Here is a 22,343-nt window from a genome sequence, read left to right as displayed (position 1 = left end):
TCAACCAGTCCTGCAGACAGCCTACGGCGCGCCGTGAAAATGATCGTAGATCTTTTTCGCCACGGCCTTGCTGATGCCCTCGACGGCTTCCAGGTCCTGCAGTCCCGCACGCTGAACAGCGCGTGCCGAACCGAAGTGAAGCAGAAGCGCCTTCTTTCGTTTGCCGCCGACACCGGGCACCTCATCAAGCGCCGAGGTCAGGCGGGCCTTGCTGCGGCCGGCCCGATGGGTGCCGATCGCAAAGCGGTGCGCTTCGTCACGCAGGCGCTGAATGAAGTAGAGAACCGGATCGCGCGGCTGCAGCAGGATAGGTTGGCGTTCCGGCAGAAAGATGCGTTCGCGGCCGGCGTCGCGGTCCGGGCCCTTGGCCACCCCGGCCACGGCCAGGTCCTCGATACCCAGATCCGCGAAGACCTCAAGCGCGACGTTCAACTGCCCACGACCGCCGTCGATGAGAACGGCATCCGGCCATTGGCCCTGACTACGGTCCGGGTCTTCCTTGAGAGCACGGGAGAAGCGGCGCGTCAGCACCTCGCGCATCATGGCGTAGTCGTCGCCGGCCGCACCCTGCTGCTTGATCGCGAACTTGCGGTAGGCGTTCTTTCGGAATCCCTCGGGCCCCGCGACGATCATGGCGCCGTAGGCGTTGCTGCCGCCGATGTGGCTGTTGTCGTAAACCTCGACCCGCTCAGGCGTCGTATCGGCGCCAAGCAACTCTCCTAGGCCCGTCAGAAGCCGGCGCTGGGCGGAACTCTCGGCGAGACGGCGGGCGAGTTCATCCCGGGCGTTGGAGAGTGCCTGCTCGACCAAGTTCCGTTTCGAACCGCGTTGCGGCACCGCGAGGTCCACCTTGCGTTCGGCCTTCTGAGAGAGGGCCGCTGCGATCAGGTCTTGCTCGGCCAAAGGATGGCTCAGCAGAAGCTGCTTCGGCACCGGTTTGTTGTCGTAGAACTGCGCGACGAAGGCGGCCAGCACCTCCTCCGGACCAAGCTGTTTGTCATGGCTTGGGAAGTAGGCGCGATTGCCGTAGTTGCGGCCTGCCCGAAAGAAGAAGACCTGAATACAGGTCTGGCCCGCCTGCTGCTGTGCGGCGACGACATCGGCATCGTCGACCCCTTCGATATTGATGTCCTGATGAGACTGGATATGCGCCAGGGCGCGGATACGATCGCGGTAGCGCGCCGCGGCCTCGAAATCCAAACGCTCGGCTGCCGACTCCATCTGGCTCGCCAAGTCCTGCTGAACGCGGCTGGACTTCCCCGACAGGAAATCCAAGGCGTCCTCAACAAGAGCCGCGTACTCCGCTCGGTCCACACGTCCGACACAGGGAGCGGAGCAGCGCTTGATCTGATACAGCAGGCACGGGCGGCTACGCTGATTGAACACAGCGTCGGAGCAGGAGCGCAGCAGGAAAGCCTTCTCCAGCGCCGTCACCGTGCGGTTCACAGCACCTGCCGAGGCAAAGGGGCCGTAGTAGTGGCCCTCCCGCTCATGACTGCCGCGATGCTTGACGATCTGGGGATAGTCGTGCGCTCCGGCGATCAAGATGTAGGGGAAGGACTTGTCGTCGCGCAGCAGCACGTTGTAGCGCGGCATGAAGCGCTTGATCAGGTTGGATTCCAGAAGAAGCGCTTCGACCTCGGTGTGGGTCGTCGTCACCTCCAGCGCTACCGTTTCGGCGACCATGCGCTGCAGCCGGCGCGGCAGCTTGGACAGTTGAGTATAGGCGGTCACCCGCCGTTTCAGGCTGCGTGCCTTGCCGACATACAGCGGGTCGCCCCGCGCGTTCAGCATGCGGTAGACGCCAGGGCCCATCGGCAGGGTTTTCACCGCCCGCGCCAGCACCTCGACGCCTTCAGCAAGCCCCCCTTCGAGCTGCTCCGCCGGTTCGCGGCTCAACCCAACGTAGTCGGCCGTATCCTCTCTCAAACCTGGCAGGCCCGGCGATGCGGGCGCGTCGCGATAGATGGCCGGCTCCTGGGGCGCGCGCTTGCCTCCGAGAGTCGGATCCTTCGTCGCGGGCTTTCGGGTTGCTCTGGCCATACCTTTACGAATCGTTAAGAGCCTGATGGATTACCCTCTCCGAAAGTGGCATCTCCGGAGACTCAGCTCCTCGAATCAAGCCTCGAAAAGTTAAATAAATAGGCCGGGGACGGTTGACAAAAAGGCGAACCTGGTGCGCTCGCGCAGCTTTTCGAAGCTGTCCACCGACTCTGTGGATAAGTCTGTTGGAAAATGCGAAGGCCGACGGGTTGAAGGCAGGGATTCTGCGGGGTTCTACACTTTGCCTGTTTTTTAGGCAGGAGCATAACATATTGAATTTCCTACATTCTCAGGCTGCCAGTTGTTAGAAAAGCGTCATGAAAATGATTCCTGGCCACAGACGTCGTGTTCGCGCCTGAAAAGCGCAGCCTGTGAACAATTTAAGCTGGCCAGGCACCCGGATACAGATTTGCGGGTGTCCGAAAAGTACTTTCAGCCCGGTATGTTAGACATCTTTGCAAAGACCGGACCTTACCGCAGCAGTTAAGATCACGACGCTTGAAGTCGCCGCCTCGTGAGGGCGATTCCAATACCCTTGGCCGCACGATCGAGGTCGAGTTTGCGAATGCGCACGCTGGCGGAAAAGACCCGTCGGTCTTCAAAACAGGCGGCGAGAATCTGATCGCCGAGCGTCTCCAGAAGGTGCGCATGGTTTTCGGCGCAGACCTGCTTCACCCGTTCGACGGTCGTCCCATAGTCCACGACCTTGGAAAAATCGTCATCGAAAGCAGCCGGTGGTTGCGCGCCCAGTTCCAGATCGATGCAGAGCCTTTGAGCTCGATCGCGTTCACCCGGATAGACGCCGATCACGCAGTTGACCTCCAGGGCCGTGACCAGGAGCTTGAGCTCGGTGGCAAAGCCGCCATCAGTGACGACCGTCTGGTCCGAGGGAGCGACGCCGGGAGGGCAAGGTCTGGCAGAGGTATCGTCCATGGTCCTCAGGACGTTGGCTGAGCGTCGGAACAAGACCCGGCGCATCGAGTTGGACTTCGCGAACGGTAGAGCGGCAGAACCAGCTGGTCAGGCGAAATGATCGGCCGCGACCTGCGGCTGAGACCACCCCAGATGCTGGCCACCATCAAGAGCCAACATTTGCCCGGTCATGGCACGCGCCGCAAGCAGGAAGCGCACTGCCATGGCGATCTCCTCCGGCGTTGTGCCGCGCTGCAGAGGCATCGCACGCCGCTGTCGCTCGAACTGGGCGTCGGTCTGATGGACGCTCGGCAAGGTCGGTCCCGGACCGATGGCATTCACCCGGATTCGCGGCGCCAAGGCCAAAGCCATCGTACGGGTCAAGGTCCACAACCCGGATTTGGCGACGCTATAGCTCACGAAGTAGGGCGTCAGGTTCCAAACACGTTGATCGAGAAGGTTGACCACGAGCCCTTCCGCCTCGGCCGGCAGCTGCTTGGCGAAGTCCTGGATCAACAGGAAGGGAGCGCGAAGATTCGGCTCGATATGGTAGTCCCAGGACTCTCGGGTGACCGTCTCGATACGATCCATCTCGAAGGTCGAGGCGTTGTTGACCAACAGACCGAGCGGCCCCAAGGCCTCAACGGCGGCGCCGACAAGTCCCGCCACCTCGGCCTCTTCTGCCAAGTCGGCTTGCAGCAGAATTGTCTCGGCACCGAGCATCCGCAACTCCTCGGCCAGCGACTCGGCCTCAGCCGGCGAACTTCTGTAGTGGATCGCCACGGAAAAGCCGGCTCGCCCCAGCGATAGGGAAATCGCGCGACCGATGCGCTTACCGGCGCCGGTTACCAAGGCAGTGCGGGGGAGCCTATCGGGCAGGGGGAGACTGTCGGACATGTAAAGCCTGAGAAGACTGTCGTTCGAGAACGGCGTCTCGACCTCGAAAGGAGAAGCGCCGGGAGCGGGACCGCGTTAGAGCGAGCCGGAGTTAGCGACCAGTCGTCGACTGAACGACGGCCGCCAAGCCGGGATCGAACTGGACGAAGATGAAAATGCCGTAGATCGCCAGAAAGACAAGGGCTGTCCCGCGCCCGATGGCCCGACCCGATGCAAGAATGGCCATCAGCAACAGGGTCGCACCCAACATGACCCAGATATCGAAGACCAGAAGTTCCTGGGTGAACTCGAAGGGCGTCACGAGGGCGAGCACACCGAGAATTCCGAGGACATTGAAGATGTTGGAGCCGATGATATTGCCGATGGCGACATCGGCATGGCGGCGCAAGGCGGCGACGACCGCCGTCGCCAGCTCGGGCAGGGAGGTTCCGAAGGCGACAAGGGTCAAGCCGATGACGGCATCCGACACACCCAGCGACTTCGCGATCGACACGGCCCCGTCGATCAGCAGTTCCGAACCGACGATCAACCCGACTGAGCCGGCCAGGATCAGACCAGTCGCGGGCAGCCAGGTTTGCGGAGCCGCCTCGAGAGCTTCGGCCGCCTCGCCGTCCGGCCCGGTGGTACCGGAGCGGGTTTCTATCAGGTAGCTGGCCACGAGGTAAGCCGCGAGCAGCAGCAGGAACACGAGGCCGTGCGGCCAGGAGATCGTGCCTGCAAAGGCCATTACGATCATCGCCAAGGTCGCACCGGTCATCACGAGGCCGTCCCGCTTGGCAAGACCGCGTGGCGGATGCATGACCTGTATCAGCGCCGCCGCGCCGACGATTAGCAGGATATTGGCGATGTTCGAGCCGATGACGTTGCCGACGCCGATGACCGGCCGCCCCTCCAGCCCGGCAGCGACGGTCACGACCAGTTCCGGCATGGAGGTGGCGCAGGCGACGACCGTCAGGCCGATTAGCAGGGGCGAGAGACCGAGCAGCCGAGCGAGACCGACGGCCCCTCGCAGCAACAGCTCGCCGCCCAGAACGAGCAGCGCCAAGCCGCCCAAGACCAGGAGAGAATCGATCACCATGCGGCACACCTGCCGGCATGCGACGTCGTGAGGGGCGCAAACAGAAGGGAGCTGGGGGTCATACCTTGGCCGGCTGCGGAAAATGACGGGCAGCGGCTGAACAAACCGACGCACGCGGTGTCGAGGCAATCACCCGAACCGTGGCCGGTCCGTACATATGACCCTGCCCCCCTTGTAGCGCTGTAAATGCGGGTTTCAGTGCGGGAATTCAACAGCCCAATCGGGTTGGCCCGGCTGTCAGGCTGCCTAGAGCGCGATCGTCTTAAGCGGAAACGCAGCGCTTCGGCTTAAGACATGAAGCGCACTCCAAAACCATGATGATATCAGGATCGTTTGAGGTGGGACCGGTGGGGGCTCACCCTAGACGCAGGCGACGAGGTGCCGCGGAGCGAACGGCACCGCCGGGACGAACAGTGCCCGGACATGCGCGATTGGCCCGGGGCTCGCCTGAAAACATCGGATGCGGTGGCTCAGCTGTCCAGTTTGAAGTCGAGGCTGGCCGAGTTGATGCAGTAGCGAAGCCCCGTCGGTTCGGGTCCGTCCGGGAAGACGTGCCCCTGATGAGCGCCGCAGGTCGCGCAGTGCACTTCGGTGCGGACCATGAAGAAGCTGCGGTCGGTCTTAGTGCCGACGTTCGCCTCCTCCACCGGCTGCCAGAAGGACGGCCAACCGGTTCCGCTGTCGAACTTGTGCGCAGAGGAAAACAACGGCGTCCCGCAGACCACGCAGTCATAGCTGCCGGACCGCTTCTCGTCGTGGTAGGCGCCGCTGAAAGCCCGTTCGGTCCCGTGTTTCTGGGTCACCCGGAACTGCTCCGACGTCAGATGGGACGTATTAAAATCCTTCTTTGCGGCATCGGACATGACGGCACTCACACGGTGAAAAACAAGTGACTTTGGATATAGGCCGAGGAAACCGAAGAGCCAAGTCGGCCGTCAGGCAGCGGCGACGAACTCCAGCGTCACGCCGTTGGCCTCGGCAGGATCGACGACCAGCCGGCCGTCCTCTCCCCGGTCGAAAGCAACCTCGGCGCTTTCGAGGTAAGCGGCTGTGGCTCCGAGATCGCCAACGCCGACTGCAAAGCCGACGAGCCAGGGGAGCGGATAGGCCGCCGCCGCCGGATAACGGGCCGCAAGTGTCTTCGGACCTAGAAACGTCAGGCGGGAACTGCCGGTGGCGACTTGCAGCCATCCATCGGCGGCGCTGACGGCATCTGATCCGAATATCCGGCTGTAGGCCTGTCCTAGGGCCCCTGGCAGGCCGACAGCGGCAACCACCTCGACCACCCCCTGGGCACCGTTTGCATGCTCCAGCCAGTCCGGCCGCCAGACCACATCGCGGGACAGGTGAGTCACGACGAAGGACTGCAGATCCGGCGTTGCTTCCGAAGGGGTGAACACGAGGCGGAATTCCGGCAGTGCATCCCCCTCGGGCAACTCGATAATCCGCTTGAGATCCTTCGGACCGTCGGCGGCAATGCCATGCGTGCGCAGAGTTTCGACACAGCGCTCCGCATCCTCCGTGGCGAAAGCAACGGCCATCAGCCCTTCCCGCTCGGCCAAGAAGGTGTCCAGCCGATTGGTGAATTGGCTGGCGTCGACAATACCGATCAGCTCCACGTAGTCCTGCGGGAACATCAGGCAGTAGTTCGCCGTGCCCCAACCGATATGGCGGCCGCGCGGGCAGACGGTGAATCCGAGCCGGCTCCAGATCGCCCGTGTCGCCTCGAGGTCGTGCACCCCGACCAGGACATGGTCAAGGCCCTGCAGCGCGCCCTCGGCACCTCCGAGCATGCCGCTCGTCGTTTCCCTGGTCATCTCGCTCGTCATCGGATCTCCTCGTTGAACTCGCTAGCGGAGTCAAAAACGTCACGCCTGCGGCTTGGACCGCAGCTTGGCGCCATACAGATCGGCAAGTTGCCTGCCGTTTCACTTGCCCCGGTCTTTTTGCAAGACCGTTCGCTTCTCAGGCTGCTTGCTGTGCCGCGACCAGGCGCGGCTCAGGCTCCGGCCTTCTCCGGATAGAGCTTCGCCAAGCCCTCGGCCGAGGCTGGCGAGAGCCCACGCTCGGTGATCAGGCCGGTGACCAGCCGGGCGGGGGTAACGTCGAAGGCGTAGTTGGCCGCAGGGCTTCCGGGACTCGTAATCTCAACCGTGACCAGATCTCCCGAGTCCCGGCGTCCGGTCACGTGGGTAACTTCCCGGGCATCGCGTTCTTCGATCGGTACCTCGCGTCCGTCAGCGAGCGTCCAGTCCACTGTCGGGCCGGGCAAGGCGACATAGAAGGGCACGTCGTTGTCCTGCGCCGCCAGCGCCTTCAGGTAGGTGCCGATCTTGTTGCAGACATCGCCGCTGCGGGTAGTGCGGTCGGTACCCACGATGCAGAGATCGACCATCCCCTGCTGCATCAGGTGACCGCCGACATTGTCGGCGACGATGGCATGAGGCACACCGTGCTGGTTCAGTTCCCAGGCCGTCAGGCTGGCGCCCTGATTGCGCGGCCGAGTTTCGTCGACCCAAACCTTGACGTCGATGCCTTTATCATGGGCCAGGTAGATCGGGGCCGTAGCCGTCCCCCAATCGACCGTCGCAAGCCAGCCAGCGTTGCAGTGGGTCAGCAGATTGACCGGGCCACCGCCCTTCCGCTCCGCGACGGCCTCGATCAAAGGCAGCCCATGACTGCCGATAGCGCGGCAGAGGGCCACGTCCTCCTCGCAGATCTCTGCGGCGCGCTGGTAGGCCGCAGCGGCCCGTGCGTTGGCACCCAGCGGCAGCAACAGCTCGTAAAGATCGTCGAGGGCCCAACGCAGATTCACGGCTGTGGGTCGCGTTGCCAACAGCAAGTCGTAGGCGGCCCTTAGCGCTGCGTCGCCGGCCGCCTCCATCATCGCGAGCGCCATTCCATAGGCGGCCGTCGCACCGATCAGCGGCGCGCCGCGAACCTGCATCGAGCGGATCGCCTCCGCAGCTTGTTTCACCGTCGTCAAGCGCTGGGTCTCGAAGCGGTGGGGCAGTCTGGTCTGGTCGATGATCTCGACCGACCAACCGTCCTCCGCCAACCAGATCGTGCGATGGGGAACTCCGTCGACCTTCATGGCAGTGCCTTCGTAAGCGGGGTCTCAAGGCTCGAGTGCAGATCGAAAATCACGCGTTGAGCACGCGCCCGGCAACGGCTGACAGGCGGGCGATCATCTCTGGATCGCGCTTCTCGGGAGCTGTGATGACGGCGGTATCCAGCGCATTGTGACAACCGACCTCGCAGGGGCCAATCCGTTTCGAAAGACGTGGAGTCACGGCGCGCACCAGCGCACGCGCCTTGTCAGCGTTTTCCCGCAACACCTTCACGATAGCCTCCACCGTGACATGGTCGTGGTCGGGGTGCCAACAGTCGTAGTCGGTAACCATCGCGACCGACGCGTAGCAGAGTTCAGCCTCGCGAGCGAGTTTGGCCTCCGGCATGTTGGTCATGCCGATGACGTCGCAGCCCCAACTGCGGTAGAGGTTGGACTCGGCCAGTGTCGAGAACTGCGGCCCCTCCATCGCCAGATAGGTGCCGCCGCGGGTATGGGGAATGGAAAGCTCCGTCATGGCTTCGGCCAGATGGCCGCCCAGGCGGCTGCAGGTCGGATGCGCAAGCGAGACATGGGCGACAAGCCCGGCACCGAAAAAGGAACTCTCCCGCTTGACGGTGCGATCGATGAACTGATCGACCAGAACGAAATGGCCAGGTGGCAGGCCCTCCCGCAGAGAGCCGACGGCGGAAACAGAGATGACTTCCGTCACACCGGCACGTTTGAGGGCATCGATATTGGCCCTGAAGTTCAGATCACTGGGCCCCAGGACGTGGCCGCGTCCATGGCGCGGCAGGAAGACCAGCCTCTGGCCGTCGAGTTCACCGAACAGCAGAGCGTCCGATGGTTTGCCGAAGGGCGAGGTCACTTCGCGCCATTCTCGCTTCTCCAAACCCTCGACGTCGTAAACACCGCTGCCGCCGATCACGCCGATGACCGGCAACTGCCCGCTCTGCCCCATTGCTCATTTCCTCGTACTCCGAAGCCGATAGCGCGATCATAGCCGTTGGCCGGATTCACGAAAGCAATCCCTGCGCGGATGGGGAACGAAAAGAAAAACGGCCGCCGCTGGATCGCGGCGACCGTTTTCGACCTTTACAAGAAAGGCCGGCTTTCGAGAGTAGGTTTAGAGACGGCTTCACGTCTCAGGCTGAAGCCAAACGCTTCCACCTGAGACGATCGCGCTCTAGTGAAGCTTCGACCAGACCTTGCGCTTCACTGCGTACATCAGCCCGGTGAAGACCAGCAGGAAAAGCATCACGGAGAGGCCGGTCTGCTTGCGCGTGTCCATCATCGGCTCCGCCGTCCACATCAGGAAGGTGGCGAGGTCGAGCGACTGCTGCTCCAGAGTCGCTTCCGTACCATCGGCGAAGGTCACGGAATTCGCGTAGAGGATCTGGGGCATGGCGATCTGGTGACCGGGGAAATAGTCGTTCCAATACATGCCCGGCATGAGTTCCACATCGGCCGGCGGGTCGGTGTAGCCCACCATCAGGGCCTTGATGTAGTCGGCCCCGCCTTTGCGCTTCTTAGCCATCAGCGAGAGATCAGGCGGATAAGCACCGTTGTTCAGCAGCCGCGCCTCGTTCTCGTTCCGATAGGGCGAGGGAATACGGTCGGCGGGAATGGCGGGACGCATGAACATGTCGCCATTCTCGTCCGGCCCGTCCTCGACCATGTACTCGGCAGCGAGCGCCTTGATCTGGTCTTCGCTGTAACCGAGTGCGGTCAGATTGCGGAACGCGACGTGCCGCAAGCCGTGACAGGCTGAGCAGACTTCCCGGTAGACCTGGAAGCCACGTTGCTTCGCCATCTGATCGAAACTGCCGAAAACCCCCTCGAAGGAGAAATCGTAGTTGGGCACCGGAACCGCCTTGGCTGCTTCGGCCGGCTGATCGGCCAGCGAAACGAACAGGGAGGCGGCGGTGAGAGCGGAAACTGCGAGCCGCTTTAGCATTACGGCTTCTCCATGGGCTTGGCCGTGGCACCAGCGACGCTGCCGCCACCGCGCAGGACCGGCTCGCTGATCGAGGCCGGGAGCGGCTTTGGCCGTTCGATGATGCTCAGGAGCGGCAAGATGACAACGAAATAGGCGAAGTAGTAGGCCGTCGCGATCTGCGAAATCAGCACGAAAGGCTCTTCCGCCGGCATGGCACCCATGTAGCCGAGCACCACCAGCGCCACCAGCAGCAGCAGGAAGAACTGCTTGAAGAGCGGGCGGAAGCGGCCCGAACGCACCGGCGAACGATCCAGCCAGGGCAGCACGAAGAGCACGGCGATGGCGCCGAACATTGCGATCACACCGCCCAGCTTGGCATCGATCAGCACGATGTCGGTGAAGGGGATACCGATGTCGAAGGTGACCGCCCGCAAGATGGCGTAGAAGGGCAGGAAGTACCATTCAGGCACGATGTGCGGCGGCGTCACCAAGGGGTTCGCTTCGATGTAGTTCTCCGGATGCCCCATGTAGTTGGGGGCGAAGAACACGACGGCCGAGAATACCAGCAGGAAAACGCCCAGCCCAAAGAGATCCTTCGTGGTGAAGTAGGGATGGAACGGGATCTTGTCCTGCGGGCCCTTGGCATCGATCCCCAGGGGATTGTTCGAGCCGAAGCGATGCAGCGCCCAGAGGTGCAGAAACACCACGCCCACGATGACGAAGGGCAGCAGGTAGTGCAGCGCAAAGAAACGGTTGAGGGTCGGGTTGTCGACGCTGAAACCGCCCCAGAGCCAGACCACGATATCCGGCCCGATCAACGGGATCGCGGAGAAGAGGTTGGTGATCACGGTGGCGCCCCAGAATGACATCTGACCCCAGGGCAGCACGTAGCCCATGAAGGCCGTCGCCATCATGAGCAACAGGATCACGACGCCGAGCATCCAGAGAATTTCACGCGGTGCCTTGTAAGAGCCGTAGTAGAGACCGCGCAGGATGTGGATGTAGACGACGATGAAGAAGAAGTGGGCGCCGTTCATATGAACGTAGCGCAGCAGCCAACCGCCGTTCACGTCCCGCATGATCCGCTCGACGGAGTCGAAAGCATAGTCGACGTGCGGCGTGTACTGCATCGCCATCAGGATGCCCGTGGCGATCATGATCACCAGTACGATCCCGGCCAGCGAGCCGAAGTTCCACATGTAGCTGAGGTTCCGAGGCGTCGGATACTCGTTCAGCTCTGCGTTCATGAAGCTGAAGATCGGTAGGCGGTATTCGATCCACCGCACCAACCCGTTGTTCGTTTGAAAAGCCATGCTTCGCGACCTTTATGCGCTTGAGGCGATCCGAGCCCAGCCCGACTCAGCCGATGGTGATCGTCGTATCGCTGATGAAGGTGTACTCCGGCACTTCGAGGTTTCGCGGCGCCGGACCTCTGCGGATCCGCCCCGAGGTGTCGTAGTGCGACCCGTGGCAGGGGCAGAACCAGCCGCCGAACTCACCCTTGTTGTCGTTCGGGTTCTGGCCCAGGGGAATGCAACCCAGATGCGTGCAGACACCGACCATGACCAGCCACTGCGGCTGCACGACACGATCTTCGTCACTCTGAATGTCGATCAAATCATCCAGCGGCACAGCCTGCGCCTCGGCAATCTCTTCTTCCGTGCGATGCCGAATGAAGACCGGCTTGCCACGCCAGGTGACAGTAATCGCCTGGCCGACCGTGATCGGGCTCAAGTCGACATCGATGCTCGCCAGGGCAAGCACGTCTGCCGAAGGGTTGAGCGAGTTGATCATCGGCCAAACCGCGCCGACGACACCGACCGCGCCGACGGCGCCGGCGGCCAGATAGAGGAAATCCCGCTTGGACTCGTCTTCGACGCCCTGCTGAACGTCCGCACTGTCAGCCATTTTTGCGTTCCGTATCCCTAGACAAACGACTCTACAAAGTTCTGTCTGCTACGGCGTAGAGGCGGCGCAAACGGCCGTTCCACTCACCGATAAATACAGCGCTCCGCCAAGCTGGAGATTGCGGCGAGCTGCCGCATCGCTTCGACTCCGGCTCGGCTTTCGCCAGACAGTCGCCCTATCGCGCGCGCTGGGATATAGAGGAAATAGCCCGCGAGAGTAAAGGACAACCGGTCCAACGGAACCCCAGCGAGATAGCGGTCAAGCGATTTAGCTGAAGTTCCTTCAGTAGCATGACTCCTGTTAGTTAAAATTCCCATGAAATTGGTCCTCTATCAGCCGGATATTCCTCAGAACGCAGGCACCCTCCTGCGATTGGGCGCCTGCCTGGGCATTGCCGTGGAGGTGATAGAGCCTTGCGGATTCGTCTGGGACGACCGACGCCTTCGCCGTGCCGGCATGGATTACCTCGCCGGCGTCGACCTGACCCGCCACAGCTCCTGGGACGCCTACGCAGAAGCCCGGCGCACCTCACACGAACGGCTAGTGCTGCTGACCACCAGGGCGCCCAGGCCCTATACCGATTTCACTTTCGCGCCGAACGATGCGCTTCTGCTCGGCCAGGAGAGCGCCGGCGTCCCCGAAGCGGTGCACGCGGAAGCCGACGCCAGCCTGCGCATTCCGTTGCGAAGCGGACAGCGCTCCCTCAACGTGGCGGTCGCCGGCGCCATGGTGCTCGGTGAAGCGTTGCGGCAAACAGCACAGTTCCCGCGGGAGGAAAAATAGATGAGCGACACCGCCGAGCAGCAGGCAAGCTGGAGCGACCAACAAAGGCGTGCGGAAGCCTGGTTTCAGGACCTGCGCGACCGGATCTGCTCGGCGTTCGAGCAACTGGAAGACGAGTTGGCCCCGCCACAGCAGCATGCGGACAAACCGGCCGGCCGCTTCGAGTACAAAACCTGGGATCGCGTGGAGGAAGACGGCACCCAGGGCGGCGGCGGACGCATGGGTCTGATGCATGGCCGCGTCTTCGAAAAGGTCGGGGTCAACACCTCGACGGTCCACGGAACCTTCAGCCCGGAGTTCGCCAAGCAGATTCCCGGCGCAGCGGAAGCGCCCCAGTTCTGGGCCTCTGGCATCTCGTTGGTGGCTCATATGCAGTCGCCGCTGGTGCCCGCGGTGCACATGAACACCCGCCATATCGTCACCACCAAGTCCTGGTTCGGTGGCGGCGCCGATCTGAACCCCATGTACCCGGTCGAGTCGGATACCGCCGACTTTCACGCTGCGCTGAAGCGGGCCTGCGATGCCCACGATCCGGCCCACTACGAGAAGTTCAAGGCCTGGTGCGACGACTACTTCATGATCAAGCACCGAGGCGAAGCCCGCGGCGTCGGCGGCATCTTCTACGACTACCTGGAGGACGACTGGGAGGCGGACTTCGCTTTCACCCAGGACGTCGGCCGCGCCTTTCTAGACATCTACCCGCAGCTGGTGCGACGCCATCTGCAAGACCCCTGGACGGAGGAGCATCGCCGGCACCAACTGTTCCGGCGCGGACGCTATGTCGAGTTCAACCTGATCTACGACCGCGGCACGACCTTCGGGCTCAAGACCGGCGGCAACGTGGAGGCCATTCTGATGTCCCTGCCGCCTCTGGCCGCTTGGCCATAGACGACGGTCAGCAACGCCTTTCACTGGACGCCACGTGAATGTGGCACGGTTTCGGCGCGTACCATGCGGAATGGTCAAACTGCTCGCCCTCTGCCTTCTGTTCGTGGTCTTGCAAAGCGAGCCGGCGATTGCGCAGACCTTGCTGCGCGATCCGGATCGAAGCGCGTCACCCACACGGCCTTGGGTGGTCGACCGGACCGGCCTGACCGCCGTTCCCCTGCCGGCACGGGGATGGTGTCCGACAGCGCAACAGGGCGGGACAGGCGTGGTCCGGTTACGCGTCGACGCGCTCGACAGCCGAGCCTACGCCGCGCCACGCCGCGACCTGCAACGCTTTTTGTCGGGTGTGCGCTTTCTCGTGGAACAGGATTGCCCGCAGGTCTGGGCCATCGAGGTTCAAGGCTACGCTGCCGGGGCCCGCAGCTTTCTCGGCAGCCTGATGCGCGAGGATGGCTGGGCCCTGCAGGGCGCTCAGCTCGACGGCACCGGACGGCCGCGCTGAACCCTGCAGACCGGATGACGGCTACATCCAGAGTGTACGGCTGGTCTGGTCCTTGCCTTGATAGAGGTCGGCGACCCATTCGCCGTAGCCGTTGTAGAGTTGCGTCGGGACGCGCTCGCGAACGCCCAGGAGCTCTTCGGTCTCCTGACTCCAACGCGGGTGCGGCACCTCGGGATTGACGTTGGCCCAGAAGCCGTACTCGTTACCCTGGATCTCTTCCCAGAAGGACACCGGACGCTCGCGGGTGAACTCGAAGGCGACGACCGACTTGATCGATTTGAAGCCGTACTTCCAAGGCACCACTAGACGCAGGGGCGAACCATTCTGCTTGGGCATCGGCTTGCCGTAGAGGCCGGTCCCCATAAAGGCCAGTTCGTTGGTCGCCTCTTCGATCGTCAAGCCTTCGACGTAGGGCCAGGGATACCAGCTGGAGCGCTGACCGGAGGCCACCTCAGGGTCCATGAAGGTCACCATCTTGACGTACTTCGCCGACGACAGCGGCTTGGCGAGTTCCACCAGCTGACGCATCGGGAAACCGGCCCAGGGCACGGCCATCGCCCAGGCCTCCACACAGCGATGCCGGTAGAGCCGCTCCTCCAGGTCCACCTTGGCCAGAAGATCGTCGATGTCGATGTCCTGCGGCTGCTCGACTTCGCCCGTCAGAGAAATCGTCCAGGGTCGGATTGGCAGATCCTGCGCCCTCTGCCAGATGTTCTTGGACGAACCGAATTCGTAGAAGTTGTTGTACGTAATGGCCAGTCGCTCTTCGGTGACATCCCGGTCCAGCACGAAGGTTTCATTGCGCGGTACAGGGTAAAGGTCGGCGCTGGGATCTCCGGTAGCGGCCTGCGCCAGTTGCACGGCGTCCAGCCTCTCCCCTGCCAGGCTATCCGCCTGGGCCGGCTCGTCACAGGCCGCCAGCAACCCGCCGGCCCCGAGCAGGACCGAGCCCGCTGCCGCACCGCGCAGAAACCGGCGTCGCCCCTGGTAGACCGACTCCGGAGTCGCGGTCGATTCGGGCAGTTCCCAGCCACGGCGGCGCTTGATCAGCATGAAAAGGTTCTCCCGTTTTTCACCAGCGTCCTAACTTAAGACGTGGCGCGCACAGTCCAACTCACAGCTTAGAGAGCGCCGGGCGGGACAGGCGGATAGGGTCACGGACCGCTTGCGAGAAGCTGCCGACCTGACGCCCACTCCGTGCTTGAGGTGACATCGCTTAAGCGAGCCTGCTCTAAGCGGGCTGAGCGGGCGCCGACGGGCGGAGGCCTCTCCAAAGCAGGAACATCCCGGCGATCAATGCAACGTTGACGCCCACCTGAAGTAAGAGTTGCCCCTCAGTGAGTTGACCCAGCACGGCGAAGATGTAGGCGCCGTAAGCAATGCCCAAAACCTGCTCCCCGACGGCGATCCATAGGAAACTCAAGTATCGCAGGGGGTCGAACAGCATGATGAGGTACACGCCCGCCAACAGAAGCATCACCATGCCGTACTGCTTGCTCATGGCGTGGAGTTCCGCATTCCATCCGTCCGGCGCGGTCCAACCGACGAGTTCCGCACCAAATTGGGGGGAGAAGGTGGACAGCAATCCAAAGGCCAGATGCCACAGGACCCAAAGAGCGAGCCCAGCTTTGAGAATAGCGACTTTGGAGGTGTTCATCGGTCGATCCACCCTTCCGCTTCACAGGCTTTACGCCGGCCTTGTCAAACTGCATTGACAGGAAGGATAGATCGTTCGTCTACGTTTACAACCGGGCCGAAGCTCGGCACGGCCATCGGAGGGATGGCAGTGCCGAGCAGGAAGAAGGAAAACGGCCCTGTCGGAGAGGGAGGCCCAACAAACCTCAAAGTCTGGACGGAGCCCGCAGGCGGGCAACGACAGACTACTGAATGTGCGAGCGCAGCATCCAGGCCGCCTTTTCATGAACGGCCATACGATCGACCATCATCCCGATCGTCACTTCGTCGCCGGCGTTCTCCGCCGTCGTCTGCACACTGCGTGCCACCCGGGACAGAGCCTCGTTGTCGCCCGTCAGTTGCTTGACCATGTCCTCCGCGTTCGGCGGGCTACTCGGCGCTTCGGCGATCGACTTCAACTCGGTGAACTGGGCATAGCTGCCCGGCGCGAAATGACCGAGAGCACGGATCCGCTCCGCAATCTCGTCGGCAGCCAGACGCAGTTCGTTGTACTGCTCCTCGAAGAGCGTGTGCAGCGGGCCGAAGTGCGGGCCGGTGACGTTCCAGTGGAAGTTCTGGGTCTTCAGATACAGGGTGTAGGTGTCCGCGAGCACACGAGACAGCCCCTCGGAAACAACCTTACGGTCCTCGTCACTCAAACCGGTGTTCAAGCTCATCATCGATCTCCTTTTTGATCTTTCGGGAATAACCCTACTCGGCTATCCACACAAGAGCTGATATAGCTCTCCAAAAGACAGTTACAACACTCTTTGGAAGAATTCTAAAAACTTCGGTCGGATGGGGTTACCCTTGCCGGGACCGTCGTTACGGCAGCGATCACCCTCGCGCACTACCCCACCGCCAGGGGCAGGCGGCCACCTCGTTTTCCAAGACGTCAATCCTACTCTATTGCGCCGCCTGGCGCTCCTGCACCACGCGGTCCGCCAGCCGGCCGGTTAGTTCGGACAGGTGGTCGAAACTTCCAACGAAGTTGCCGATGCCCTGGGTGGCCGAGCGCAGTTCGACAATCAGATCGCGCAGCTCCGACGCCGGCAGGTAAGCCTGCACCTCGTCCCAGCCGTCCCAGCCTGGCTTGGCATTGAAACCGAGGATCTGACCGCGCCGACTGGAAAGCAGCCCGTGAATTCTGCTGGTGTGCGCATTGGGTACAGAGACCGCTACTCGGTGTATCGGCTCTAGCAACATCGGCTGACAATCCGACAAGCCATCCTGCATTGCCATTCGGCCGGCAGTCTTGAAGGCCATTTCCGAAGAGTCGACCGAGTGAAACTGTCCATCGTTAAGAGTGACCGCGACGTCCACCACCGGAAAGCCGAGAGGACCGTGTTGTAGCCCCTCCAGAATCCCGGCTTCCACCGCCGGGATAAACTGCTTGGGAATGGCTCCGCCGACGATCTTGTCGTGAAAAGCAAAGCCGGAACCGCGCGGTCGCGGCGCGATACTGAGTCTGACGTCGGCGAACTGGCCGTGACCGCCGGTCTGCCGCTTATGTCGGGCGTGATGGTCGGCGGCACGGCGGATCGTCTCTTTATAGGCCGGTCGGGGAAGGTCAGCTTCCACATCGACGTTGAAGCGGCCCGACAGCTTGTCCAGAGCGATACGCAGATGGACCTCGCCCTGGCCCCATAGTTTGGCCTCCCCCGTGTCCCGGTCCATCTCGAGGGACAGAGCCCGGTCCTCTTCCAGAAGCTTGCTCAAGGCCGCGCTCAGCTTGACCTCGTCGCTACGGTTCCGCGGCTGGATGGAAAGAGCGTAGACAGGGGTCAGAGGCTCGACCCAGTCGGCTGCGGCGCTGCTGTCAGGACACAGCAGGTCGCCCGTGCGGATCCCGTCGAGCTTGCCCAGACCGATCAGGTCGCCTGCTTTGGCTTCGCTTGCCTTCTCCAGGTGAGTGCCTTGCAGACGAAACAGCGCCGCCACCCGCTGACCGGCAAGACGGTCGCCCTCCTTCAAACGACCGCGCAACACTCGCGCCACGGAGACCTTTCCGGCGTGGGCCAAATTGAGCGTGCGCGCCACGGCCGCACAGGCCTCGCTTCCGTCCTCCTTGCCGTTCCGCTCCGCCTTGGGCGCGACACCCAGACGCCCGGATGCCACCGCAGGCCCCGGCGTTTCGTGGCGCAAAGCCTTCAGAAGCCGCCGGATTCCATTGTCCTGCTCGGCCGAACCGAGAAACACCGGGACGATACGGTCCGCCGCAAGATTGGTCCTGAGATGGCGATAGACTTCGTCGTTGGCCGGAACCCTGTCTTCCAGCAACTGCTCCAGAAGGCCGTCGTCGAAGTCGGCCAGGGTTTCCAGCAGACTCTGGCGCGCCTCAAGTTCACGATCCCGAAGGTCCTCGGGGATTTCGACCAGGTCGGACGGGGCGTGCGGGTTGTAGTGCCAGGCCCGCTCGCTGACCAGATCGACGGCACCGGATACGGCACCGTCCTCGCGCATCGGCACCTGGCGGAGCACCAAGGGCCGGGAGGAGGCTATCTGAAAGTTCGCGAGCAAATCCCGCACACGCTCACCGCCGGCCCCCGTCAGCTTATCCATCTTGTTGACGAACAGTAGGTGTGGAATTTGACGGTCGTCCAGGAACTTCAAAAGGGGCATCAGGGCGAGCGCCTTGGCAGAGTTCGGCTCTGCCACGACCACGGCAATGTCGGCAGCGATCAGCGCGTCCTGGGCATCTTGAGCAAGCTCGACGGACCCAGGGCAATCGATGAAGGACCAGGCATCCTCCAGATAGGTCGCCTGCGCGATGTTGGGCTCCACGCTCATATGCCGGGACTTGGCCTCGGCCGAGGTATCGCCCACGAGGCCCTTACGATCCGTAACACCGGCGGCGAAGAGCAGAGCCTCTAGCAGACTGGTCTTGCCACTGCCGTAAGGCCCGACGAGCACAGCGCAGCGGGCCGCGCCGTTTTGCGGTTTCGTCATGACGGTTCCTCCCCGTTTGACGGCCCGCACGCTCCCTATTCCGGTGTGGTAGCGAACGGGTCATCGGTTGGCCGCCCGGGGAGGTGGCCGGGTCAGTTGAGCCTTCGTCGCCGCAGCCCGGCCGATTCACCGTACCCGGGCTGGAATGATAGAATGCTCTCAGGCATGACCCTGCTTGGCAATCGCCTTTCGCCCTGCCCCCTGTTACTTTCCGGCGCCATGACGCCCCCGACGACACCTCCGAGTCGCGCATTCTCGAACAGCTTCGACGTGGTGATCGCCGGCGGCGGCGTGATCGGCTCCGCAGTGGCTTACTTTCTGGCGGCGCATCCCAACTTCGACGGGCGCATTTGCGTGGTCGAGCGCGACCCGAGCTACCAGAACGGCGCCACTGGACGCTCGGCAGGCTCCATCCGCCAGCAGTTCTCGACGATCGAGAACATTCGCATGTCCCAGTTCGGCATCACCTTCCTGAAAACTTTGGGCAAGACCCTGGAGGTCGACGGCGAGCGACCTGATGTGCAGCTGCATGAGGGCGGCTACCTTTTCCTGGCCAGCGAGGCGGGACTGGAGACGCTACACGCGAACCACGCGGCGCAGACGGCCGAGGGCGCGCCAGTGATCCTCCTGGACCGCGAGGGACTGGCCGCACGCTTTCCCTGGCTCAATCTCGAAGGTCTCGCCGCCGGTTGTTTCGGCACGGCCGAGGAAGGCTGGTTCGACCCCTTCGCGCTGCTGCAAGCCTTCCGCCGCAAGGCCGTGGCGCTGGGCGTCACCTACCTAGCCGACGAGGTTGTCGGCATAGTCCGGCGAAATGGCAAAGTGACCGGCGTGACTCTGGGTGCCGACGAGCGATTGGATTGCGGCTGGTTGGTCAATGCCTCTGGAATCCGTGCGCGGGACGTCGCGAGAATGGCCGGCATCGATAACCTGCCGGTCCATCCGCGCAAGCGCCAGGTCTTCGTCTTCGACTGCCGCGAGCGCTTGTCGGGCTGTCCGCTGATCATCGATCCCAGCGGTCTCTATGTCCGGCCCGAGGGCAACGGTTACATCTGCGGGATCTCCCCGGGACCCGATGAACCCGACCCCGACTGCGACGACCTGGAGGTGGATCACAGCCTGTTCGAAGAGCGACTCTGGCCACTGCTCGCCGCGCGCGTTCCAGCCTTCGAGTCGATCAAGCCGACCGGCGCCTGGGCGGGTCACTACGATCTCAACAGCTTCGACGCCAACGCAGTTCTCGGACCCCACCCGGACCTTCCCAACTTTCTTTTCGCGAACGGCTTCTCCGGCCACGGGCTGCAACAGAGTCCCGCCGTCGGTCGCGCCTTGGCCGAAGTGATCGTAGATGGCGGCTATAGCAGCCTCGACCTGAGCCGCTTCGGCTACGAAAGGATCGCCGCACAGCGGCCGATCGCCGAGAAGAACGTCGTCTAGGCCTCTGTGACGCCCAGCAAAGCAACGAGAGCGAAGGGCGAGGCCGCCAGCCGCTTCAACGGAAAACCTCCATCGCGTCGTCGAGGCGTTGCTGGTCGATGACCGCGATCAGTAAGACCATCATGTCGACAGCAGCACCGTCACTCGCCAGAGGCAAGATCAGGCGGTGATAACTCAGAGTCTCACGCCCCTCTTCGACCGGATAGATCCTCCGGGAGAGATGCGGCACGCCTGAGGCCGCGATCTGCTGGTAGAGCGCCTGCGCCTGAGCCAGATAGTCGCCGCCGTAGAGCTCCTCGAAGCGCTTGCCGGTCGGATCGCGCCGCGCTCGTCCAACGATCTCCGTACCTGCCAGACGGTAGCGAAAACCAAACCGACCGGCTTCGGTCAGGACGTCGATCAGGGCGATGCGCGGTAAAAGACTTGGAAAGTCGAGCGGGTCGAGATCGCATCGGGCGGGCAGGCGCCCGGCTCTAGAGCGCGAGAACCAATAATCGAGAAATGCGGACTGCTCCGGATGGACGATCCGGTCGCGAAGTTCGGCCACAGCGGTCTCGAGGTCGGACGCCATCTCTCACTTCCCAGCAACCTTGAGGAAACACAAGGCTCACGGAAGACACTATTAAATCGGGTGAAACCTGTCGAGATATGCACGCTATAAACGTATTAACACAGACGAGTTCCCTAGGTGCGATCGGAAATCGAGAGCAAGCCTCCCTTATGCGGAGTCGCTCTTCTCGGCCTTTTCCGCCGCTTGGGCCGCCTCATGTTGGCGGAGCATGTAGGGCAACTGGCTCATCACGAAGATGAAGTTGATGCCCATCTGTCCGACCGTGTCGAAGGTCACCCAGAAGTCTGTCGACTGCGTGCGCCAGACCAGCTCGTTCAGCCCCGCCATGACCAAAAAGAACACTGCGAAGCGCAGGGTCATGACGCGCCAGGCGGCATCTGGCATGGCAAAGGCACGGTTGATCATCAGTTTCAGCAGGGGCTTGCCGAGCAGCAGGGAACCGTAGAGCGCGACGGCAAAGATCACCTGCATTACCGTCGGTCGGATCTTCAGCCAAATCTCGTCCTCGAAGGCCAAAGTCAGTCCGCCAAAGACACCCAGAATCGCCGCAGCGAAGAGCGGCAGCCAGGGGATCGCTCGCGCCACTGCCCAGGAGGTGACTACTGCCAGCAGAGTCGCCGCCATAAGAGCGGCCGTCGCGGTCAGGATGTCGCTGGCGAAATATACAGCCAGAAAAACGAGCAGAGGTGCGTAGTCGCAGGCCGGCTTCAGCCAGGCAGGGCCTCTTTCATCGCGGTCAGGCTGTGACTCACCCTTCAGCAACAGCCGCCCGCCTCCCCTCGGCGAAGGGGCGGAGGTCCGCATAGACCTTTCGGCTGGCCGGCGTGGCGATGCCGGCCTCCTCACCCAGGCGGAGGGTCGCACCGGTCAGCCACTCCAGCTCCAGAGGATTCCCGCGCTCCAGATCGAGCAGCATGGAGGGTTTGACTGCGGCACCCAGCTCGTCGAAGCGATCGTAGACCGTCTTTTCCCAGCCGTCGGAAAAGGCAACGCCGCGCGCCCGACCAACCGCGATACACTCGCTCGCCAGCGCCTGCAGCAGCTCGCGCCCGCCGGCGCTGTCTCGTAAACCGCCGATGTCCTTGCGGTAATGGCTGCAAGCCCCCGCGAGCGGCGCGAGGGTGCTGAACTTCTCCCAGAGAGCACGAGTGACATCGTCGGTCAGGATTGCATCAAGTCCCGCGCGTTCCAGGGCCGACTGGAGCGCTTCGGCACGGGGCAAGCGGCGCCCGTCCAGCTCCCCGAAAACGATCCGCGCATGCTGCGTGTTGTGGCGGATCACGCCAGGCGCTTCGATATGGGCCGAGATGTAGGCGACGCCGCCGAGCAAGTTGTCCGAACCGATGACCTTGCCAAGCAGTTCGACGGACTCCACGCCGTTCTGAAGCGGAACGACAGCCGTCTCGGGGGTCAGCAGCGGGCGGATCGCCTCGGCCGCTTCCGGCAGCGACCACATCTTGGTGCAAATCAAGACAGCGTCGACCGCTCCTGTCGTCTCGGCGCTTTCGTGCAGCGTCACCGGCTTGAGATGGACGTCGCCGCGTGCGGAGAAGACCCGGAGGCCGTCTCGGCGCATCGCCTCGGCGAAGGCACCGCGCGCAACGAAGACCACCTCTTCGCCCGCCTCAGCCAGGCGGGCGCCGAAGTAGGCGCCGATTCCGCCGCTGCCGAAGATCAGGATCTTCATAGGAG

22 protein-coding genes are annotated in these 22,343 nt (G+C 62.9%); 4 read left to right on the top strand and 18 right to left on the bottom strand.

The features are described from left to right. Positions 1-21: 21 nt before the first annotated feature. From uvrC to petA, 11 genes are all read right to left on the bottom strand, one after another. The gene (uvrC, locus tag ACO054_RS00280; protein ID WP_421708442.1) at positions 22-2,043 is read right to left on the bottom strand and encodes an excinuclease ABC subunit UvrC; all 2,022 of its coding nucleotides are present in this window, start codon (positions 2,041-2,043) and stop codon (positions 22-24) included. A gap of 489 nt (positions 2,044-2,532) precedes the next feature. Continuing rightward, on the bottom strand, positions 2,533-2,976 hold the full coding sequence (locus ACO054_RS00275) for a dihydroneopterin aldolase (protein WP_421708441.1): 444 nt from the start codon (positions 2,974-2,976) through the stop codon (positions 2,533-2,535). A gap of 87 nt (positions 2,977-3,063) precedes the next feature. Beyond that, positions 3,064-3,852, bottom strand: a complete 789-nt coding sequence (locus ACO054_RS00270) for an SDR family oxidoreductase (RefSeq protein ID WP_421708440.1) — start codon at positions 3,850-3,852, stop codon at positions 3,064-3,066. 91 nt (positions 3,853-3,943) lie between these two features. Then, positions 3,944-4,930 carry a calcium/sodium antiporter gene (locus tag ACO054_RS00265; protein ID WP_421708439.1) on the bottom strand — a complete coding sequence of 329 codons (987 nt, stop codon included), beginning with the start codon at positions 4,928-4,930 and terminating at the stop codon, positions 3,944-3,946. Positions 4,931-5,400: 470 nt separating this feature from the next. Next, positions 5,401-5,793 (bottom strand): peptide-methionine (R)-S-oxide reductase MsrB, encoded by a 393-nt coding sequence (msrB, locus tag ACO054_RS00260; RefSeq protein ID WP_421708438.1) that lies wholly within the window; start codon positions 5,791-5,793, stop codon positions 5,401-5,403. Between the two features lie 72 nt (positions 5,794-5,865). Continuing rightward, a complete protein-coding gene (locus tag ACO054_RS00255) occupies positions 5,866-6,759 on the bottom strand; it encodes a VOC family protein (protein ID WP_421708437.1) in 894 nt (297 codons plus the stop codon). A gap of 170 nt (positions 6,760-6,929) precedes the next feature. Beyond that, positions 6,930-8,024: an S-methyl-5-thioribose-1-phosphate isomerase gene (mtnA, locus tag ACO054_RS00250; RefSeq protein WP_421708436.1), complete on the bottom strand. Its 1,095-nt coding sequence runs from the start codon at positions 8,022-8,024 to the stop codon at positions 6,930-6,932. A gap of 49 nt (positions 8,025-8,073) precedes the next feature. Further along, positions 8,074-8,961 carry an S-methyl-5'-thioadenosine phosphorylase gene (locus ACO054_RS00245; protein ID WP_421708435.1) on the bottom strand — a complete coding sequence of 296 codons (888 nt, stop codon included), beginning with the start codon at positions 8,959-8,961 and terminating at the stop codon, positions 8,074-8,076. 225 nt (positions 8,962-9,186) lie between these two features. Then, entirely contained in the window at positions 9,187-9,957 is a 771-nt protein-coding gene (locus ACO054_RS00240) for a cytochrome c1 (RefSeq protein ID WP_421708434.1), read from the bottom strand. Continuing rightward, the gene (locus ACO054_RS00235) at positions 9,957-11,252 is read right to left on the bottom strand and encodes a cytochrome b (protein WP_421708433.1); all 1,296 of its coding nucleotides are present in this window, start codon (positions 11,250-11,252) and stop codon (positions 9,957-9,959) included. Before ACO054_RS00235 ends, ACO054_RS00240 begins: the two co-directional genes overlap by 1 nt. A 46-nt stretch (positions 11,253-11,298) precedes the next feature. Next, on the bottom strand, positions 11,299-11,847 hold the full coding sequence (gene petA / locus ACO054_RS00230; RefSeq protein ID WP_421708432.1) for a ubiquinol-cytochrome c reductase iron-sulfur subunit: 549 nt from the start codon (positions 11,845-11,847) through the stop codon (positions 11,299-11,301). Positions 11,848-12,162: 315 nt separating this feature from the next. On the opposite strand from petA, the gene ACO054_RS00225 reads away from it, so the two are divergent. The 3 genes from ACO054_RS00225 to ACO054_RS00215 all read left to right on the top strand — a co-directional run bounded on the left by ACO054_RS00225 (position 12,163) and on the right by ACO054_RS00215 (position 14,020). Then, the gene (locus tag ACO054_RS00225) at positions 12,163-12,630 is read left to right on the top strand and encodes a tRNA (cytidine(34)-2'-O)-methyltransferase (RefSeq protein ID WP_421708431.1); all 468 of its coding nucleotides are present in this window, start codon (positions 12,163-12,165) and stop codon (positions 12,628-12,630) included. Beyond that, entirely contained in the window at positions 12,631-13,518 is an 888-nt protein-coding gene (gene hemF, locus ACO054_RS00220) for an oxygen-dependent coproporphyrinogen oxidase (RefSeq protein WP_421708430.1), read from the top strand. A gap of 70 nt (positions 13,519-13,588) precedes the next feature. Beyond that, positions 13,589-14,020, top strand: a complete 432-nt coding sequence (locus ACO054_RS00215; protein ID WP_421708429.1) for a hypothetical protein — start codon at positions 13,589-13,591, stop codon at positions 14,018-14,020. Positions 14,021-14,041: 21 nt separating this feature from the next. Here the strand turns inward: ACO054_RS00215 and msrP are convergent, their stop codons facing one another. The 4 genes from msrP to ACO054_RS00195 form a co-directional block, all read right to left on the bottom strand. Next, positions 14,042-15,073, bottom strand: a complete 1,032-nt coding sequence (gene msrP, locus ACO054_RS00210) for a protein-methionine-sulfoxide reductase catalytic subunit MsrP (RefSeq protein WP_421708428.1) — start codon at positions 15,071-15,073, stop codon at positions 14,042-14,044. Positions 15,074-15,251: 178 nt separating this feature from the next. After that, complete coding sequence (locus ACO054_RS00205) at positions 15,252-15,677, bottom strand: hypothetical protein (RefSeq protein ID WP_421708427.1); 426 nt, start codon at positions 15,675-15,677, stop codon at positions 15,252-15,254. A gap of 223 nt (positions 15,678-15,900) precedes the next feature. After that, positions 15,901-16,371, bottom strand: coding sequence for a Dps family protein (locus ACO054_RS00200; RefSeq protein ID WP_421708426.1), 471 nt, complete (start codon positions 16,369-16,371; stop codon positions 15,901-15,903). A 229-nt stretch (positions 16,372-16,600) separates the two neighbouring features. Beyond that, on the bottom strand, positions 16,601-18,643 hold the full coding sequence (locus ACO054_RS00195) for an elongation factor G (RefSeq protein WP_421708425.1): 2,043 nt from the start codon (positions 18,641-18,643) through the stop codon (positions 16,601-16,603). 165 nt (positions 18,644-18,808) lie between these two features. Between ACO054_RS00195 and ACO054_RS00190 the strand changes: the two genes are divergently transcribed. Next, positions 18,809-20,080, top strand: coding sequence for an NAD(P)/FAD-dependent oxidoreductase (locus ACO054_RS00190; protein WP_421708424.1), 1,272 nt, complete (start codon positions 18,809-18,811; stop codon positions 20,078-20,080). Positions 20,081-20,135: 55 nt separating this feature from the next. Here the strand turns inward: ACO054_RS00190 and ACO054_RS00185 are convergent, their stop codons facing one another. The 3 genes from ACO054_RS00185 to ACO054_RS00175 all read right to left on the bottom strand — a co-directional run bounded on the left by ACO054_RS00185 (position 20,136) and on the right by ACO054_RS00175 (position 22,338). Then, positions 20,136-20,651: a PAS domain-containing protein gene (locus ACO054_RS00185; RefSeq protein ID WP_421708423.1), complete on the bottom strand. Its 516-nt coding sequence runs from the start codon at positions 20,649-20,651 to the stop codon at positions 20,136-20,138. Between the two features lie 147 nt (positions 20,652-20,798). Continuing rightward, positions 20,799-21,413 (bottom strand): inner membrane-spanning protein YciB, encoded by a 615-nt coding sequence (locus tag ACO054_RS00180; RefSeq protein WP_421708422.1) that lies wholly within the window; start codon positions 21,411-21,413, stop codon positions 20,799-20,801. Beyond that, positions 21,400-22,338, bottom strand: a complete 939-nt coding sequence (locus ACO054_RS00175; RefSeq protein ID WP_421708421.1) for a ketopantoate reductase family protein — start codon at positions 22,336-22,338, stop codon at positions 21,400-21,402. The genes ACO054_RS00180 and ACO054_RS00175 overlap by 14 nt, the downstream gene beginning before the upstream one ends. Positions 22,339-22,343: the final 5 nt, after the last annotated feature.

It is taken from the genome of Algihabitans sp. (assembly GCF_965226985.1).
Classification (GTDB): Bacteria; Pseudomonadota; Alphaproteobacteria; order Kiloniellales; family DSM-21159; genus Algihabitans.
Note: the sequence above shows the minus strand (reverse complement) of the source record. Positions and strands in the feature narration are given on the sequence as shown.

What these genes read in the sequence shown, in the direction of transcription:
- ACO054_RS00245 (WP_421708435.1), bottom strand. Translation starts at nt 8,961, where the DNA reads ATGGGGCAGAGCGGGCAGTTGCCGGTCATCGGCGTGATCGGCGGCAGC.
- mtnA (WP_421708436.1), bottom strand. Translation starts at nt 8,024, where the DNA reads ATGAAGGTCGACGGAGTTCCCCATCGCACGATCTGGTTGGCGGAGGAC.
- ACO054_RS00190 (WP_421708424.1), top strand. Translation starts at nt 18,809, where the DNA reads ATGACCCTGCTTGGCAATCGCCTTTCGCCCTGCCCCCTGTTACTTTCC.
- ACO054_RS00195 (WP_421708425.1), bottom strand. Translation starts at nt 18,643, where the DNA reads ATGACGAAACCGCAAAACGGCGCGGCCCGCTGCGCTGTGCTCGTCGGG.
- hemF (WP_421708430.1), top strand. Translation starts at nt 12,631, where the DNA reads ATGAGCGACACCGCCGAGCAGCAGGCAAGCTGGAGCGACCAACAAAGG.
- ACO054_RS00235 (WP_421708433.1), bottom strand. Translation starts at nt 11,252, where the DNA reads ATGGCTTTTCAAACGAACAACGGGTTGGTGCGGTGGATCGAATACCGC.
- ACO054_RS00175 (WP_421708421.1), bottom strand. Translation starts at nt 22,338, where the DNA reads ATGAAGATCCTGATCTTCGGCAGCGGCGGAATCGGCGCCTACTTCGGC.
- ACO054_RS00200 (WP_421708426.1), bottom strand. Translation starts at nt 16,371, where the DNA reads ATGAGCTTGAACACCGGTTTGAGTGACGAGGACCGTAAGGTTGTTTCC.
- ACO054_RS00185 (WP_421708423.1), bottom strand. Translation starts at nt 20,651, where the DNA reads ATGGCGTCCGACCTCGAGACCGCTGTGGCCGAACTTCGCGACCGGATC.
- msrP (WP_421708428.1), bottom strand. Translation starts at nt 15,073, where the DNA reads ATGCTGATCAAGCGCCGCCGTGGCTGGGAACTGCCCGAATCGACCGCG.
- ACO054_RS00215 (WP_421708429.1), top strand. Translation starts at nt 13,589, where the DNA reads ATGGTCAAACTGCTCGCCCTCTGCCTTCTGTTCGTGGTCTTGCAAAGC.
- ACO054_RS00240 (WP_421708434.1), bottom strand. Translation starts at nt 9,957, where the DNA reads ATGCTAAAGCGGCTCGCAGTTTCCGCTCTCACCGCCGCCTCCCTGTTC.
- ACO054_RS00225 (WP_421708431.1), top strand. Translation starts at nt 12,163, where the DNA reads ATGAAATTGGTCCTCTATCAGCCGGATATTCCTCAGAACGCAGGCACC.
- ACO054_RS00205 (WP_421708427.1), bottom strand. Translation starts at nt 15,677, where the DNA reads ATGAACACCTCCAAAGTCGCTATTCTCAAAGCTGGGCTCGCTCTTTGG.
- uvrC (WP_421708442.1), bottom strand. Translation starts at nt 2,043, where the DNA reads ATGGCCAGAGCAACCCGAAAGCCCGCGACGAAGGATCCGACTCTCGGA.
- ACO054_RS00270 (WP_421708440.1), bottom strand. Translation starts at nt 3,852, where the DNA reads ATGTCCGACAGTCTCCCCCTGCCCGATAGGCTCCCCCGCACTGCCTTG.
- petA (WP_421708432.1), bottom strand. Translation starts at nt 11,847, where the DNA reads ATGGCTGACAGTGCGGACGTTCAGCAGGGCGTCGAAGACGAGTCCAAG.
- ACO054_RS00265 (WP_421708439.1), bottom strand. Translation starts at nt 4,930, where the DNA reads ATGGTGATCGATTCTCTCCTGGTCTTGGGCGGCTTGGCGCTGCTCGTT.
- ACO054_RS00255 (WP_421708437.1), bottom strand. Translation starts at nt 6,759, where the DNA reads ATGACGAGCGAGATGACCAGGGAAACGACGAGCGGCATGCTCGGAGGT.
- msrB (WP_421708438.1), bottom strand. Translation starts at nt 5,793, where the DNA reads ATGTCCGATGCCGCAAAGAAGGATTTTAATACGTCCCATCTGACGTCG.
- ACO054_RS00275 (WP_421708441.1), bottom strand. Translation starts at nt 2,976, where the DNA reads ATGGACGATACCTCTGCCAGACCTTGCCCTCCCGGCGTCGCTCCCTCG.